The sequence below is a fragment of the Cupriavidus alkaliphilus genome (assembly GCF_014191175.1).
GTDB classification, from domain to species: domain Bacteria; phylum Pseudomonadota; class Gammaproteobacteria; order Burkholderiales; family Burkholderiaceae; genus Cupriavidus; species Cupriavidus alkaliphilus.
On record NZ_JACHWE010000013.1, the window covers coordinates 51,119 to 67,521 of the forward strand.

At 67.6% G+C, this 16,403-nt stretch carries 11 protein-coding genes; 5 read left to right on the forward strand and 6 right to left on the reverse strand.

Annotated features, from left to right (window positions below; all coding sequences use genetic code 11):
• Nucleotides 1-134 precede the first annotated feature (134 nt).
• The 4 genes from FHX60_RS27000 to FHX60_RS27015 form a co-directional block, all read right to left on the reverse strand.
• Nucleotides 135-1,583, reverse strand: coding sequence for an efflux transporter outer membrane subunit (locus FHX60_RS27000; RefSeq protein ID WP_183285137.1), 1,449 nt, complete (start codon nt 1,581-1,583; stop codon nt 135-137).
• Nucleotides 1,580-4,765 (reverse strand): efflux RND transporter permease subunit, encoded by a 3,186-nt coding sequence (locus FHX60_RS27005; RefSeq protein ID WP_112776744.1) that lies wholly within the window; start codon nt 4,763-4,765, stop codon nt 1,580-1,582. Before FHX60_RS27005 ends, FHX60_RS27000 begins: the two co-directional genes overlap by 4 nt.
• Entirely contained in the window at nt 4,762-6,000 is a 1,239-nt protein-coding gene (locus tag FHX60_RS27010; RefSeq protein WP_311731092.1) for an efflux RND transporter periplasmic adaptor subunit, read from the reverse strand. Before FHX60_RS27010 ends, FHX60_RS27005 begins: the two co-directional genes overlap by 4 nt.
• A 202-nt stretch (nt 6,001-6,202) precedes the next feature.
• Nucleotides 6,203-8,611, reverse strand: a complete 2,409-nt coding sequence (locus FHX60_RS27015; protein WP_183285139.1) for a carbohydrate-binding family V/XII — start codon at nt 8,609-8,611, stop codon at nt 6,203-6,205.
• Nucleotides 8,612-8,970: 359 nt separating this feature from the next.
• On the opposite strand from FHX60_RS27015, the gene FHX60_RS27020 reads away from it, so the two are divergent.
• Nucleotides 8,971-10,119: a metallophosphoesterase gene (locus tag FHX60_RS27020; RefSeq protein ID WP_183285140.1), complete on the forward strand. Its 1,149-nt coding sequence runs from the start codon at nt 8,971-8,973 to the stop codon at nt 10,117-10,119.
• A 450-nt stretch (nt 10,120-10,569) separates the two neighbouring features.
• On the opposite strand, the gene ettA is transcribed toward FHX60_RS27020, so the two are convergent.
• Nucleotides 10,570-12,237: an energy-dependent translational throttle protein EttA gene (ettA, locus tag FHX60_RS27025; RefSeq protein ID WP_092318062.1), complete on the reverse strand. Its 1,668-nt coding sequence runs from the start codon at nt 12,235-12,237 to the stop codon at nt 10,570-10,572.
• A 149-nt stretch (nt 12,238-12,386) separates the two neighbouring features.
• On the opposite strand from ettA, the gene FHX60_RS27030 reads away from it, so the two are divergent.
• On the forward strand, nt 12,387-12,611 hold the full coding sequence (locus FHX60_RS27030) for a hypothetical protein (protein ID WP_010812270.1): 225 nt from the start codon (nt 12,387-12,389) through the stop codon (nt 12,609-12,611).
• Nucleotides 12,612-12,660: 49 nt separating this feature from the next.
• Complete coding sequence (locus FHX60_RS27035) at nt 12,661-13,194, forward strand: M48 family metallopeptidase (RefSeq protein ID WP_183285155.1); 534 nt, start codon at nt 12,661-12,663, stop codon at nt 13,192-13,194.
• Here the strand turns inward: FHX60_RS27035 and FHX60_RS27040 are convergent.
• Complete coding sequence (locus FHX60_RS27040) at nt 13,176-14,060, reverse strand: endo alpha-1,4 polygalactosaminidase (RefSeq protein WP_183285141.1); 885 nt, start codon at nt 14,058-14,060, stop codon at nt 13,176-13,178. The two genes, FHX60_RS27035 and FHX60_RS27040, sit on opposite strands and share 19 nt — an antisense overlap.
• 420 nt (nt 14,061-14,480) lie before the next feature.
• Between FHX60_RS27040 and FHX60_RS27045 the strand changes: the two genes are divergently transcribed.
• Together FHX60_RS27045 and FHX60_RS27050 are read left to right on the forward strand one after the other, a co-directional pair.
• Nucleotides 14,481-15,383 carry an amidohydrolase family protein gene (locus FHX60_RS27045; protein ID WP_092318068.1) on the forward strand — a complete coding sequence of 301 codons (903 nt, stop codon included), beginning with the start codon at nt 14,481-14,483 and terminating at the stop codon, nt 15,381-15,383.
• 44 nt (nt 15,384-15,427) lie between these two features.
• Entirely contained in the window at nt 15,428-16,342 is a 915-nt protein-coding gene (locus FHX60_RS27050; RefSeq protein ID WP_012354043.1) for an amidohydrolase family protein, read from the forward strand.
• Nucleotides 16,343-16,403 lie beyond the last annotated feature (61 nt).

The window sequence follows — 16,403 nt, forward strand, 5'->3', positions numbered from 1 at the left end:
CGCCGGCATACCGACGCGCTTTACTTCGTTGATGCTCCGGCCCTCTCCCCCACCCCTCTCCCACTTCGCGGGAGAGGGGAGCGTCTGCGTGAGGTGATGGCCAGTTCCGCCTACAGCGGTGAGTAAATCTACCGCTACCGCGTCAACACCTTCGCATCCCCCTGCATGCCGGCCCCGCGCACATCCTGCGGCACCGCGGGCCAGCCGCCGCCGAGCGACTTGTACAGCGCCGCGGCGCCGGTCAGCACATTGACCTGGCCCTGCACCGCCGCCAGCTGCGTGGCAAACAGCTTCTCCTGCGCGGTGGTCACTTCCAGGTAACTGGAATAGCCGCCCTCGTAGCGCGCGCTGGACTGGTCGGCATAGACCAGCAGGCTTTTCTCCTGCTGGCGCAGGCTGACCAGCCGCTTGCGGGTCTCGATGCTGTTGGCGAGCGCGCTGTTGACGTCGGCCAGCGCCGCCAGCACCGTGCCCTGATAGGCCAGCATGGCCTGCTGGCGCTGCGCCGCGGCGCTCTGCACCTGGCCGCGGATGGCGCCGCCCTGGAAGACCGGCTGGGTCAGCCCGGCGCCGATGCCCCACACCTGCGAGGCGCTGTGCCACAGCGCGCCGGGCGTGCTGGCAATGGCACCGAACAGCCCGCTCAGGTTTACCGCCGGCAGGTACAGCGCCTGCGCCGCGCCCAGCTGCGCGTTGGCGGCGATGGCGGCCTGCTCGGCCTGCAGCACGTCGGGGCGGCGCGACAGCAGCGCCGCCGGCAGGTCGGCGCCCGCCGGCGGCGGCAGCAGATCGTGCACGGGCTTGCCGCGCTCGACCGGACCGGGCTCGCGCCCCAGCAGCAGAGACAGCGCGTTCTCGGTCTGGGCGATGGCGGTACGCAGCGGCGGGATCGACGCCTCGGTCGAGTAGTAGTCGTTTTCCGCCTGCGCCAGTTCCACCTGCGAGATCACGCCGCCTTCGTAGCGCTGGCGGAAGATATCCAGCCCGCTGGCGCGCGACGCCAGCGTCTGCTGCGCGATCTCCAGCTGCGCATCCAGCCCGCGCAGCGTGGCATAGCCCTGCACCACCGACGCCGCCAGCGCCAGCACCACGCCGCGGCGCCCGTACTCGGCATTCCACAGCTCGGCTTCGGCGGCCTCGGCCTGGCGCCGGATGCGGCCCCACAGGTCCAGTTCCCAGCTGGCATTAGCCAGAAGCTGGTACGAATTGCGCGGCCCGTCGAGCCCCGCGAAGGGCGTGCCGTTGAAGGTGCCGGCACGCTGGCGCGCCGCCGACGCGGACAGCCCCAGCTGCGGGAAGAAGCCGCTGCGCGCCACCATCAGCTGGCCGCGGAACTCGTCGATGCGGGCCGCGGCGATGCGCACGTCGTAGTTGCTGCGCAGCGCCGCATCCACCAGCGCATTGAGCACCGGGTCGCCAAAGCTGTCCCACCAGGCGCTGTCGGCGGCCACCGTCAGCACGCCGGTGTCGAGGCGGTATTGCGCCGGGTCAGGAGTCTCGGGGCGCTGGTAGTTGGGGCCAATGGCGCAGCCGCCCAGCAGCGCGGCCACGCAGGCGCCGGCCAGCTTGCGGCGCGCGCTCATGACGGCTCTCCGGTCGGCGGCGTGGCCGGTGGCGTTGTGGGTGGTGTAGTTGTTGTCGGCGCGGCGCCCTTGGGCTTGGGCTTGCGCTCGGACATCGTCTCCAGGCCCCAGAAGAACAGCGGGATAAAGAACAGCGCGATCACCGTAGCGCCGAGCATGCCGCCGATCACGCCGGTGCCGAGCGACTGCCGGCTCGCCGCCGAGGCGCCGCTGGCAATCGCCAGCGGCACGCAGCCGAGGATGAACGCCAGCGAGGTCATGATGATGGGCCGCAGCCGCAGCCTGGCCGCGTGCAGCGCGGCGTCGTAGGCGCTCAGGCCTTCCTTGTGACGCATCTCCACCGCGAACTCGAAGATCAGGATGGCATTCTTGGCCGCCAGCGCAATCAGTACCGTCAGGCCGATCTGGAAGTACACATCGTTCTGCATGCCGCGCATCAGGATCGCCAGCAACGCGCCGAACAGTGCAAACGGCACCGCCAGCAGCACGCCGATCGGCAGCGACCACTTCTCGTATTGCGCCGCCAGGATCAGGAACACCATCAGCAAGGCAAAGGCGAACACATAGATCGCGGTGGAGCCCGCGCTCTTCTCCTCGTACGCCTGGCCGCTCCAGGAGTAGCTGTAGCCTTCGCCCAGCACTTCCTTCGCAATGTCTTCCATCGCCTGCAGCGCCTGGCCCGAGCTGTAGCCGGGCGCAGCGTCGCCCATGATCTTGGCGGCCGGGAAGTTGTTGAAGCGCGTGACGATATCGGCCCCGGGTACGTATTTGACGGTGGTGACGGCCTTGATCGGTACCATCTCGCCGTTGCGGTTGCGCACGTAGACCTTGTCGATATCCTCCGGACGCGAGCGGTAGTCGGGCTCGGCCTGCAGGATCACCTGGAACAGCCGGCTGTTCTTCGGGAACTGGCTGACGTAGAGCGAACCGAACATGGTCTGCAGCGCCGAGTAGACCTGCTCCACCGGCACGCCCTGGGTCTCGGAGCGCTCGCGGTCGACCTCCACCATCAGCTGGCGCGAGCGCGTGTTGATGGTGGAGTTCACGCCGGTCAGCTCGGGCCGCTCGTGCGCCTTGGCGATGAAGGCGCGCACCTTGCCCTCGAGCTGCTGGTAGGTGCCGTCGCCAGTGCTCTGCAGCCAGAACTCGAAGCCGCCGGTGCTGCCCAGGCCCGGGATGGAAGGCGGGTTGATCGGGATCACCACGCCGTCCCGGTAGGTGGAGAACTCCTTCTTGGCGTTGGCGATGAGGTCGGCCGCGCTTTCGCCGTCGCCGCGCTCACTGAAGCCCTTGAGCGAGACAAAGAGCGTGCCGGCGTTGGACTTGTTCTGCGAATCGATCAGGCTGAAGCCGGTCGGCGCGGCCACCGCGGCCACCCCCGGCTGTTTGGCGAACCAGTCCTCGGCGCGGCGCGACAGCGCCTGGGTGCGGTCCAGGCTGGCCGCATCCGGCATGATCACCGCACCCAGCAGATAGCCCTGGTCCTCCACCGGCAGGAACGACGACGGGATGCGCGCGAACATCAGCCCGATCGCCGCCAGCATCGCCACGATCACCCCCAGCGACACCACCGTGCGCCGGATGATTGCCTGGTTGGCGGCGTCATAGCGATCGATCAGGCGGTCGAACTTGGCGTTGAACCAGCGGAAGAATCGGTTTTTCTTCTGCTCGCCGGGCTTGAGCAGGATCGCCGCCAGCGCCGGCGACAGCGTCAGCGCCACCACGCCGGACAGCACCACCGATACCGCCAGCGTCACCGCGAACTGCTTGTACAGCTGCCCGGTGATGCCCGACAGGAACGCCACCGGGATAAACACCGCCAGCAGCACCAGCACGATCGCCACCACCGGCCCGCTGACCTCGTCCATGGCGCGCTTGGCGGCTTCCTTGGGCGGCAGGTTGAACTCGGTCATGTTGCGCTCGACGTTCTCGATCACCACGATGGCGTCGTCGACCACGATGCCGATCGCCAGCACCATGCCGAACAGTGTCAGCATGTTGACCGAGAAGCCGAACATGCTCATGCCGACGAAGGCGCCGATGATCGACACCGGCACCGCCAGGATCGGCACCAGCGTGGCGCGGAAACTCTGCAGGAACAGGTACACCACCAGGATCACCAGGATCACCGCGTCGCGCAGCGTGTGCACCACTTCGCCGATGGACTCCTGCACGAACTCGGTGGTGTCCAGCGCCACCTCATACTCCAGTCCGGGCGGGAATGACTTCTTCAGCTCGGCCAGCGTGCCGCGCACCTGCTTGGCCACGTCCAGCGCATTGGCGCCGGGCTGCTGGTAGACCGCCATCAGCGTCGCGGTCTTGCCCTTGTAGCGGCTGCGCAGCGAGTAGTCCTTCTGGCCCAGCTCGACCCGGCCCACGTCCTTCAGGCGCACCAGCGCGGCGTCGCCCGACTGGGCGCGCAGGATCATGTTCTCGAACTCGGCGGGCTCGGTCATGCGGCCCTTGGTGGCGATCGGAAAGGTCAGCTTGACTTCGCCGTCGGTGGGCGACTGCCCGATGCGCCCGGCGGAATACTGCTGGTTCTGCGCGCTGACCGCGTTCTTGACGTCTTCCACGGTGATGCCGAGCGACGCCATCCGGTCCGGCCGCAGCCAGATGCGCATGGCGTAGTCGGGGCTGCCGAAGATCGACGCTTGGTTGGCGCCGGGAATGCGCTTGAGCGCGTCCAGCACATAGATGTTGGCGTAGTTGCCGACAAAGGTCTGGTCGTAGCTGTTGTCGGGCGAATACAGCGCGATCACCATCATGAATGCCGACGACCGCTTCTGCACCGACACGCCCTGCGACGTGACCGCATCCGGCAAGGTCGGCAGCGCCAGGTTGACGCGGTTCTGCACGTCCACCTGCGCCAGCTGCGGGTCGGTGCCGATCTCGAAATACACGTTCAGCGTCATGTCCCCGGTGGAGGAGCTCGACGAGTTCATGTACATCATGTTGTCGGCGCCGTTGACCTGCTGCTCGATCGGCGCGGCGACGTTCTGCGCCACCACCTCGGCGCTGGCGCCCGGATACTTGGTGCTGACCGTGATCGATGGCGGCGTGATTTCGGGGAACTGTGCGATCGGCAGCCTGGTCAGCGCCACCAGGCCGCCCACCACGATGATGATGGACAGCACCGAGGCAAAGATCGGCCGGTCGATAAAGAAGTGGGATAGCTTCATGGCTTGCCCCCGGCGCCGGCGGCAGCCTGGGGCTGGGATGGCGGCGCGGCGGCCGCGGACGCGCCGGACGCGCCGGACGCGCCGGACACGGCGGCCGCGGGCCGCGCCGCGGTGGCTTCCACCGGCCGCACCGGGACGCCGGGCGCGAGCCGCAACATGCCGCTGACCACCACGCGCTCACCGGCCTTCAGGCCGGTGCTGACGATCCAGTTGTCGCCGCTCCACTGGCCAGCCTCGACCACGCGCTGCTGCGCCTTGTTGTCGGGGCCGACCACCCATACCTGCTGGCCGCGCGGGCCCTGGATGATGGCTTCCTGCGGCACCGCGATGGCCTGCCTGCGCTCGGCGCCATGCAGCTTCACGCGCACGAACTGGCCCGGGCGCAGCGTGCCTTCGGGATTCGCGACCTCGGCGCGGATCATGTAGGTGCCGGTTTCCGCGTTGAAGGCGGCATCGGCAAAGGTGATCTTGCCGTGATGCGGGAACTGGCTGCCGTCGGCCAGCACGATCACCACGTCGAAAGCGCCCTGCGCCGGGAACCTGAGCGCGCCGGACTCCTGCCCCGTGCGCGCCGACAACACCTCGTTCTCGGACAGGCTGAAGTTGACCCACATCGGGTCGAGCTTGGCGACGTAGGTCAGCAGGCTGTTGGACGGATCGATATAGCTGCCCGCCTGCTTCTTGGCAAAGCTGGAGACCCCGGTGACCGGCGACTTGATGGTGGTGTAGCCCAGGTTGAGCTTCGCGTTGGTGACGTTGGCGCGGGCCGCCTCGACCGCGGCCGCGGCGGACTGCTGCTTGCCGGTCGCGTCGTCCAGGTCGCGCTGGCTCAGCGCATTGCGCTCGGCCAGCGGGCGCACTCGCGCCAGGTCGGCATTGGCGGTCTTGAGCCGCGCCACCTGCTGCGCCAGCTCGGCGTTGGCCGCGTCCAGCGCCGCGGCAAACGGCTTCGGATCCATCACGAACATGGTCTGGCCGGCCTTGACCACCGCGCCCTCGGTATAGACGCGCTGATCGAGAAAGCCATTGACCCGCGCGCGGATCTCCACCTGCTGCGAGCTCTGGGTCTGGCCGACAAAGTCGTAGACGATGGGTACATCGCGCAGCGCTACGGTCATCACGCTGACCTCGGCCGCGGGCGGCGCGTGGGCTGCCGGCTTGTCGTTGCCGCAGGCGGCCAGCGTCATGGCGCACGCCAGCGACAGCGCGCCGCGCCAATGAAATGCATGGTTCACGGTTTCCCCTCCCGTCATGGTTTTGCATGCGACGGCTGCGTGCGGACACCGGATTGGCCAGGCTCCGCCGCGCCGTCCGCCGGCCGCGCTCCCGTTTTCTCCGGCAGGTTAAGGCCCGCGCACGGCCGGCGCCAATTCAATTCTTTTGTCGACGTCTTTACTGCTTTCGAGACCGCCCGGTCAGCGCCAGGGTTGCGCGGCCCTAACGGCGAAAGCCGCCATGGAAGCCGCCCCCGCGCAGGCCGCCGGCCCTTGCGCCGAAGCCGCCGCCTGGGCCGCGCCCCTGCCAGGCGCCCGCCGTGCCCTGCAGGCGCTGCTGGCCGATCTCGCGCGCCTGGCGCTGTTGCTCCAGCCTGGCGGTGGCGTCGTTGCCGGGCTTCACCGGCTCCCACCCGTCGGGCGTGTGCTTCTGCCAGCCCTGGTCGGTGTGCTGGTAGACCGAGCCGTCGTGGCCGGCATAGACGTTGCCGTTGTTCCATACCACCGCGTTGTCCTTGTCCGGGTTGGCGACAAAGCCGCGGCTGCCGGCAGTGTGCTGGCCGCTCTGCGTATTGCCGGCAATGCCGGCCTCGGCCGCGCCGACACGGCCGGTCTGGGCGTTGTAGCCCGCGGCCTGGCGTCCCGCCGCGTAGTTGCCGGTGTAGGTGTTGCCGGCCACGCCGCCGCGCGCCGCGCCTTCGCGCCCGGTCGACGGGTTGGCGAAGCTGCCCTGGTGGCCGGCAGCGTAGTCGCCGGAATAGGGATTGAACGCGGCGCCGCGGCTGCCCTGGTAGCGCGCGCCGGTGGCCGGGTTGTAGCCGGCGGCCGCGGTACCGCGCCATTGGGTACCGGTCCAGGCGTTCCAGCCCTGCGCGTGAGTAACCGTGCCCTGGCCCCAGCGGCCGTAGAAGTTGGCCTGGTTGACGTTGACGTAGTTCCAGTTGTACGGGCCGCCCCACCAGTACGGGCCCCAGTACGGCGAGGCTGCGCCCCAGAACGCACCCGCGGCGAAGCCGAAGGCGAAGCCCTCGGCCAGGCCGATGCCGAAGCCCGCGCCGTAGCCGTAGGTGACCGGATAGCCGTAGTAGACCGCGCCCACGTAGGGCGGATAGACATAGCCCGTGCCATAGACCACCGTGCCGTCGGCGCTGACCACCACTCCCATGTAGCCGGGGGTGTAGCCCACCACCACGGTCTGTGGCGTGACGGCGTAGATGCGCACATAGGTGACGTAGTACACCGGCGAGGTCGGCGGGATGGTGTAGATCGCCGACGGCACCTCGGTGGCGACCTGCCAGGGGCCCGTCGGCGCCGGCGCCGCAAACCAGACGCCGTTGGCCACCGCGTAGTAATGGCTGGCGTCGACCTCAATCACGGGGGTGCCGGTATTGACTGCGTAACTGAGCGAGGTGCCGGTGATCGGCACGAAGCGCGGCGCGCCGTCATACGCCACCGTCAGGCTGGCCTTGCTGCGCGACACGGTGGCGGTCTGGGGGATGGTGGCGGCGATCTCGGCCTCGCGCGCCTGCGGCGTGCCGGGCACCGACACCAGCACGTTGGCCTTGGGATCGGTGGGCGGGATGCGGGCGAAGTCGGCCGGCAGCCGGCTGCCAGGCACGTACTGCCACGGCCCGGTCAGCATCGGCGCGCGGAACCAGCGTCCCGAAACCAGCACGTAATACTGGTTGGCGGCCGGATCGACAAAGACCGCGTGGTCGGCATTGGCCATGGTCAGCAGGCTGACGCCGCTGACCGGCGCCATCTGCGGCGCGGCGCTGGTCACTACCAGCTCGGTCGGCTGCGTCGCGAACAGGATGGCCGGGGCCCGCGCCGGACGCTTGCCGTCGGCGGGCAGCATCGCATCGGGCTTCATGCCGGCCGCCGCCTTGGCGGCTGCGCTCTCCAGCGCCTTGGGCACGGTGGTCAGCACCTCCCAGGTGCCGCCGGCCGATTCCGATCGGTACCAGTAGCCGGCCGCCTTCAGGAACAGCTCGCCGTCCGGCGAGCGCAACAGCAGCGCGCGGCTGTTCAGCGCGCGTTCGTACGACGTGCCCGGCACGGTGCGCCAGGCGGGCTCGCCATCGACCAGCACCAGCAACGTGGGCGTGGTGGCGAACAAGATCTGCGGCGCGTCATTGCGCACCGCGACGCGGCCGGCTTGCGCCAGTTGCTGCGACACTGCGTAGCTGGCCTGCAACTGGTCCAGCGGCACCGTCAGCCCGTTGGCCGGCAGGCGCGACACCAGCGCCTGGCGCACGCGGTCGGCGGCGTCGGGGCGGGTCGGCACTTCGACGCTGTCGATCGTGATCCGGCTCAGCTGCACCAGCCCGGAGGGCTTGTCGATATCGCCGGTGGCCGAGAAATGGACCACGCCGTAGGTCGGCGAGCCCGCCTTGTCGCCTACCGCCACCGCGGCGCGCCCGGACAGGCGGTTGCCCGCCCAGTTCTCGATCTGGGGCTGGTACAGCTCGACATGGTCGGTGGCCGCATCAAAATTGCGCGGCCAGGTCAGGGGCGCCACGGCCGCCGCCGGCGACGACTTGGACGGCGTGGCGGCCTGGGGAGCGAGCGGCGCCAGCGCAAGCCAGGCCGCTGCGATCAGCGCGCTGGTCTGCGTTATCCGAAACGGCATGGGTATCTCCGGGAGGGCGCCGCCTGCGCCGGCTGGCCGGCACTCGCGGGCACGATGCTGCACAACAGGCGGCCCATTTCGCGAATCTAGAGTAGGCCGCCAATGGGAACAATCCGATTTGAAAACATTCAGGATCCGTCAGAAAACGGACAGATCAGCCGCCCCGCCCCGAGGGGCGCAGGGCTCGCCAGCAAGACAGGCATTGGGGCACGGCGCGGCGGCGTCAAGCCGCAATGCGCCGTTGCGGCGCGCGTCGGCGCAGCGGGTGTGCATCTTGCGTGGCCCGGTGCCGCCACCCCGGCCCTTGAAGCCGGCCGTCGTGGCCCTCATCTCTGAACACTCCATCCCGGCTCCCGCCCATGCCTCCACGCACCACCATCCTGACCGCGGCCCTCATCACGGCGCTGCTGCATGGCTATATCGGGCTGCGCCTGTTGCCGGCGATGCCGGTGCCGGTAGCGGTCAAGGTCCTGGCAGCGGTCTGGCTGGCCCTGTCCTGCGCCCTGCTGCCGGCCGGACTGCTGGCCCGGCGCGTCAGCCAGCCGTGGTCGGACCGGGTGTCGTGGATCGGCATGCTCGCCATGGGCTTCTTCTCATCGCTGCTGGTGCTGACACTGGTCCGCGACGTGGCCCTGGCCGCCGCCTGGCTGGCGGGGCTGCTGCTCGGCTGGCGCGCGCCGGGCCTGGCCGCCGGCAGCGCCCTGGCGGTGCCGCTGCTGGCATTGCTGGTGACGCTGGCGGGTTATGTCAACGCGCGCCGGCTGGCGCGCGTGGTCGAGGTCGAGGTGCCGGTGCGCGGCCTGCCGGAGGCGCTGCACGGCTTCACCATCGCCCAGATCAGCGACATCCATGTCGGCCCCACCATCAAGCGGCCTTACCTCGAGCGCATCGTCGAGCGCGTCAACAGCCTGCAGGCCGATGCCGTCGCCATCACCGGCGACCTCGTCGACGGCACCGTGCCCGAGCTGTCTGCCCACACCGCGCCGCTGGCCCGGCTGCGCGCGCGCCACGGCACCTACTTCGTCACCGGCAACCACGAGTACTACGCCGGCGCCGAGCCGTGGATCGACGAACTGCGCCGGCTGGGCCTGCGTGTCCTGTTGAACGAGCACGTGGTGCTGCAGCATGACGGCGGCACGCTGGTGCTGGGCGGGGTGACCGACTATTCCGCCGGCCGCTTCCACGACAGCCACCGCAGCGACCCGCAGCGCGCCATCGCCGGCGCCCCCGCCGATGCCAGCGTGCGCGTGCTGCTGGCCCACCAGCCCCGCACCGCGCCGGCGGCGGCGCAAGCCGGTTTCGACCTGCAGCTGTCGGGCCATACCCACGGCGGCCAGTTCTGGCCCTGGAACCTGTTCGTACCGATGCAGCAGCCGTACACCGCGGGGCTGGTGCGGCATGGCTCGCTGTGGGTCTATATCAGCCGCGGTACCGGCTATTGGGGACCGCCGAAGCGGTTCGGGGCGCCGTCGGAGATTACGCGGGTGCGGTTGGTGCGCGCCGGCTAGGAAGCTGCCGTAAAAGACGAAGTCTTTTCGCGAGCATGGCGCAGCAAAAAGCCCCGCTCAGTTGAGTCGGGGCTTTTGCTTGTAGCACGAATTCTGGGTGCTCATCGCTGCCGGCGGCCGGGGCCTCGGGGCTTTACTTGCCCTTCAGGTCCATCGAGCTGAATGCCTTTCGCGCCAAGTCGGAGATGCGTTTCTTGTTTCGCCTTAGCTCGGCGATTTCGGATTTCGTCAGTTGTACGGGACCTCGCATGGCAGCCTTCCTCCGTGACGCCCAGGAAGCCGTTTTAGAACTAAGAGGTGGATTGACTTTCGCATCCACCGAACCTATCCGGCATCACCCTAATGCCAAAGGCCCGGCGACATCATTCAGAATTTTCGACAGCGCATACAGCCAGCGCCATAAAAAAACCAGGCCCGCAGACCTGGTTCTCTTTCTGGCTCAGCAGTACCTCACCGCGCGATCGGCTTGTACCGGATCCGCTTCGGCTTGGCCCCTTCCTCGCCCAGCCGGCGCTTCTTGTCGGCCTCGTACTCCTGGTAGTTGCCGGGGAAGAACTCGACATGCGAGTCGCCCTCGAAGGCCAGGATGTGCGTGGCGATCCGGTCCAGGAACCAGCGGTCGTGCGAGATCACCATCACGCAGCCGGCGAACTCCAGCAGCGCGTCTTCCAGCGCGCGCAGCGTTTCAACGTCGAGGTCGTTGGATGGTTCGTCCAGCAGCAGCACGTTGCCGCCGGCGATCAGGGTCTTGGCCATGTGCAGGCGGCCGCGTTCGCCGCCCGACAGCGTGCCGACCTGCTTCTGCTGGTCGCCGCCCTTGAAGTTGAAGCGGCCGATATAGGCGCGCGACGGGGTCTCGTAGCGGCCAACGGTCAGCACATCGGCACCGCCGGAGATTTCCTCGAACACGGTCTTGGTGCCGTCGAGCGCGTCGCGGCTCTGGTCGACGAAGGCCATCTTCACGGTCGGCCCGATCTTGATCTCGCCGCTGTCGGGCTGTTCCTTGCCCGTCAGCATCTTGAAGAACGTCGATTTGCCGGCGCCGTTCGGGCCGATGATGCCGACGATCGCTCCGGGCGGCACCTTGAAGCTCAGGTTTTCGATCAGCATGCGGTCGCCGAAACCCTTGCTGACGTTGTCGAACTCGATCACTTCGTTACCGAGGCGCTCACCCACCGGGATGAAGATTTCCTGGGTTTCGTTGCGCTTCTGGTATTCCTGGCTGTTCAGCTCGTCAAAGCGGGCCAGGCGCGCCTTGGACTTGGCCTGGCGCCCCTTGGGATTCTGGCGCACCCACTCCAGCTCCTTGTGCAGCGCCTTCTGGCGCGCCGATTCGCTGGCCTCTTCCTGCTTCAGGCGCGCTTCCTTCTGGTCCAGCCACGAGCTGTAGTTGCCCTTCCACGGAATGCCGTGGCCGCGGTCCAGTTCCAGGATCCACTCGGCAGCGTTGTCCAGGAAGTAGCGGTCGTGGGTCACGGCCACCACGGTGCCCGGGAAGCGCGTCAGGAACTGCTCGAGCCAGTCGACCGATTCGGCATCGAGGTGGTTGGTGGGTTCGTCGAGCAGCAGCATGTCGGGGCGCGACAGCAGCAGGCGGCACAGTGCCACGCGGCGCTTTTCGCCGCCCGACAGGTGTTCGATCTTCGCGTCCCACGGCGGCAGGCGCAGCGCGTCGGCGGCGATTTCCAGCTGCAGTTCGACGTTGTTGCCGTCGCTGGCGGCCAGGATGGCTTCGTACTTGGCCTGGTCGGCGGCGAGCGCGTCGAAGTCGGCGTCCGGCTCGGCGTACGCGGCGTAGATTTCATCGAGCTTCTTGCGGGCCTCGAACACACCGCCCAGGGCCTCTTCCACCGACTCGCGCACGGTCTGCTCGGGGTTGAGCTGCGGCTCCTGCGGCAGGTAGCCGATGTTCAGGTTGGGCATCGGCGTGGCTTCGCCCTCGATTTCCTTGTCGAGGCCGGCCATGATCTTGAGCAGCGTGGACTTGCCCGAGCCGTTCAGGCCGAGCACGCCGATCTTGGCGCCCGGGAAGAACGACAGCGAGATGTCCTTCAGGATGTGACGCTTGGGCGGAACGATCTTGCCCACGCGATTCATGGTGAAAACGTACTGTGCCATGGGTGCGTGTTGGTGATGGTGCTGGAGTAGGTGCGGGAATGGCGGAGTGTATCAGGCACGCCGGGACGCGCAGCCTGGGCCCGGCCAGCTTTGGCCTCCGCCGGTACAATCACAGGTTCGTCTTTCCGCTGATTTTTCAAGCCATCGCCATGAGCAAACCCGCCCTGACCCTGAAGTTCAAGTGCAAGAAGTGCACCAAACCCGTCACGCTGTACCTGCAGAAGACGTCGGCGTGCTCGCACATCACCCCGTACCAGGGTTTCTGCAAATGCGGCGAAATGATGCGTCACGCCACCGGCGACAAGGACGCGGTCGAGTCCTTCGTCAATTCGCTCGACAACAGCTGGATGCACCACCATCACCACCACCACTGAGCCGGCCACCGTGGTGAATGAGACCTGGCGTCCCGCCGGCAAGGACCCGATGCGCTTCCTGGGCGGCTATCCGCCCGGCGTGCTGGAGCAGGTGCACGAACTGGTCGCCGCCGGCCGGCTCGGCGACCATCTTGCCCGCCGCTACCCGGGGCGCCACACCGTGCAGACCGACCGCGCGCTGTACGAATACACCACCGACATCAAGCAGGAATACCTGCGCAGCGCGCCGCCGCTGCACAAGGTGGGGTTCGATGCGCGCCTGGATTCCGCGCAGCGCGCGCTCGGCCTGCATACCGCGATCTCGCGCGTGCAGGGCGGCAAGCTCAAGGCCAAGAAAGAGATCCGCGTCGCCTCGCTGTTCAAGGAGGCGCCGCCGGAGTTCCTGCGCATGATCGTCGTGCACGAGCTTGCCCACCTGAAGGAAAGCGAGCACGACAAGGCCTTCTACCGGCTCTGCGAATACATGGAGCCGCGCTACCACCAGCTCGAGTTCGATACGCGGCTCTACCTGGCCTGGCGGGAGCTGGAACGCGCCGCCCCCGCCGGCGGCATCGATCCGCGCGCTCAGGCGTCGCAGGCGTAGCGGAACGACCCGTTCAGCATCCTGGGCAGCACCAAGGTGCGCAGGTTGGCCGCCTGGGCCTTGGCGCACAGCCCGGCACGCGTGGCGGCGTCCCGGTACTTGGTGGCGTATTCGATCTGGAATACCGGCTTGCCCTGCCCAGTGAACGCGGTATAGGCGCCGCACTCGCGGTACTGGAAGCACTGTTCATTGATGGCGAAGTCAAAGCTCGCGGCCAGCTCGGCCACCTGCCCCACATCGTTCTTCAGACCGACTGCCAGCCCGCGCGCATGCGCCTCGGCGGCCAGGAAGCGGTTGTAGTCAAGCTGGGTCTCGGCCGTCAGCGGCAGGCCGGTGCTGTTGGTATAGCCATCGACATTGTCGGGATCGACCGCATCGCAGCCCTTGCTGACCGCCAGGTCCATGCGCGCCAGCATGATGCGACGCACGTTGGCCGAGCGCGTATCCAGCCAGCGCTCACCGGCCCAGCCCGACAGCGCGGCGCCCTGGTCCGCCTCGGTGAACTGGTTGAAGTCGGGTCGCCAGTCCTCGGAACTGCCCGCCGAGAAGTAGCAGATCACGCGCCGGCCCTGCGCCTTGAGCGCGTCGATGGTGGCCTGCGGGGTATCGAACAGGTCGAAGTCATAAGCGGTCACCGCATAGCTGGTGTTGAGCCTGCCGGTCAGCTGGATCTGCCAGGTGTCGGTGAGCGCCGGGGCCCAGCGGGTGGTGGCGCTGGTGGTAGTTTCGTGGATGTACCGGGTCGTGGCCGCGGCCGTCGGCGACACCATCTCGGTCTGTCCGCCATCGCCGCCGCAGCCGCCCAGCGCCAGGCTCAGCGCAACCGACAGCATCGCCGCTGCCTTCTTCGCATCGTTGCCATGCATATGTTCTTCCCCCCTTCCCTGTGATGAACCCCGTTCGAAGCGATCGGCCCTGTTGTCGATATGCCGCGGCGGCCGGGCCTGCCGCTGCGTTCCCCGCAATGTAGCGGATTCGCGGCCTGGCCTGGAATGGAGGCAGGCCCCACTGTTCGTGCGGCGCAACACATGATGCGCTTGACCCATGCCGAAGCGCTATGTATAAAGAGCGCGTGGGTAGAAGCGGTCGATTGGACAGCAGCGGTGCAATGCCGCGACGTTCAACTGGAGATTGCTCACTGACGGAGTGTTTCGTCGGTGGCGCAGTGGTCCAGACGCTCCCCTGACAAAGACTCCCGATCGCAGCATGCAAGGCCGGCCCCGCGGCGTTGTTCGCGCGCGCCCGCCGCATGCGTGTCCAACCTAGTCATTGTTAGGGGATCTCCCATGATCATCGACACCAGCTGTTATCCGACGAACCTGGTGGACCTGGCCTGGCGCCACGACGGCGACCCGTTCACCGGCGAGCGCCTGATCCAGATGATGGACGGCCCATTCACCATCAACGGCAAGCCGCGCCGCATCGACAAGGCCTTTATCCAGCCGCCGCAGGGCAACACCATCTACACCTACACCGACGGCGTGAAGTCGGGCAGCGAATCGATCGACGCGTACATGGCGTACACGGTCGAGATGGTGAAGAAGTATCCCGACCGCTTTATCGGCTGCTTCGTCTACAACCCGCGCTGCGGCGTGCAGAACGGCGTCAACGCGATCGAGCACTACGTGAAGACGCTGGGCTTCAAGATGGTCCAGTTCCAGGCCAACATGCACGCCTACCGCCCGGACCGCGCGCTCGACTGGCTGCGCCCGGCGCTGCAGAAATGCGCCGAGCTCGGCGTGCTGGTCAAGCTGCATACCGGCGACGGCCCTTACAGCATCCCGACCGAATGGGTGCCGATGATGAAGGAGTTCCCGACCGTGAACTTCATCATGGCCCACTTCGGCGTGCAGACCGGCGGCGTGTACTGCTTCGAGCCGTTCCAGATGGCGATGGACATGCCCAATGTGTACTGCGAATCGGGCTGGTGCCTGCAGTCGCGCATCGTCGAGTTCGCCAAGGTGCTGCCCAAGCACAAGATCCTGTTCGGTTCCGATACCCCGCCCAACGAGCCCGGCATGTGGCTGCGCCTGCTGGAAGTGCTGTGCTTCGAGCCGCCCCAGGGCCTGAACCTGGATGAAGACACGCTCGAGGACTACCTCGGCAACAACGTCGCCCGGATGATCGGCCTGGAGCCGACGCCGGTGCCGCGCACGCTGGAAGAAGCGAAAGCGCGCCTGGCCGCATAAGCCCCGCACCCGCGCCAACGACAACGGACTCCGGAGCACCCGACATGATTATCGACACCCACCTGCACCCGACCAACCTGGTCGACGAAGCCTGGCGCCACACCGGCGAGCCCTTCAACGGCGAGCGCATGCTCAAGATGATGGACGGCCCCTACATGATCAACGGCAAGCCGCGCCGCATCGACATGGGCTTTATCCAGCCGCCGCCGGGCAACACCGGCTACCGCGACGGCAACCGCCGCGGCCGCGAAGGCATCCGCGACTACATGGCGTATATCGCCGAGCTGTGCCAGAAGTACCCCGACCGCTTTATCGGCAACTTCACCTTCAACCCGCGCTGGGGCCCGGAAGAAGGCGCACTGGAGCTGGAATTCCACGTCAAGGAGTACGGCTTCAAGATGCTGAAGCTGCATGCCAACATGCACGGCTACCGGCCCGACCGCGCGCTCGACTGGCTGCGCCCGGCGATGAAGGTCTGCGCCAAGTACAACGTGGTGGTGCTGATCCACACCGGCGACGGCCCGTACACCATCCCGACCATGTTCTACCCGATCATCCGAGAATTCCCGATGGTCAATTTCATCATCGGGCATTTCGGCATCCAGACCGGCGGCAACTATTCGTTCGAGGCGTTCTGGATGGCGATGGACACGCCCAACGTGTACTGCGAATCGGGCTGGTGCTTCCAGTCGCGCATCGTCGAGTTCGCGCGCCAGCTGCCGCGCGACAAGATCGTGTTCGGCACCGACACGCCGCCCAACGAGCCCGGCATGTGGCTGCGCGAGCTGGAAATGCTGTGCGGCCCCGCGCCGCAGGGCATGGACCTGGACGAGGACGGGCTCGAGGACTACATGGGCAACAACATCGCCCGGCTGGTCGGCATCGAGCCCACGGCGCCGCCCAGGACGCAGGAAGAGGCGCTGGCGCGGCTGAAGGATACCTACGCCAGCACACGCTAGCCGGTAGCAGTTCGGCAGGCAGGCACGGCACGGCGGCCGGGCGCATTTCCCGGCCGCCGGG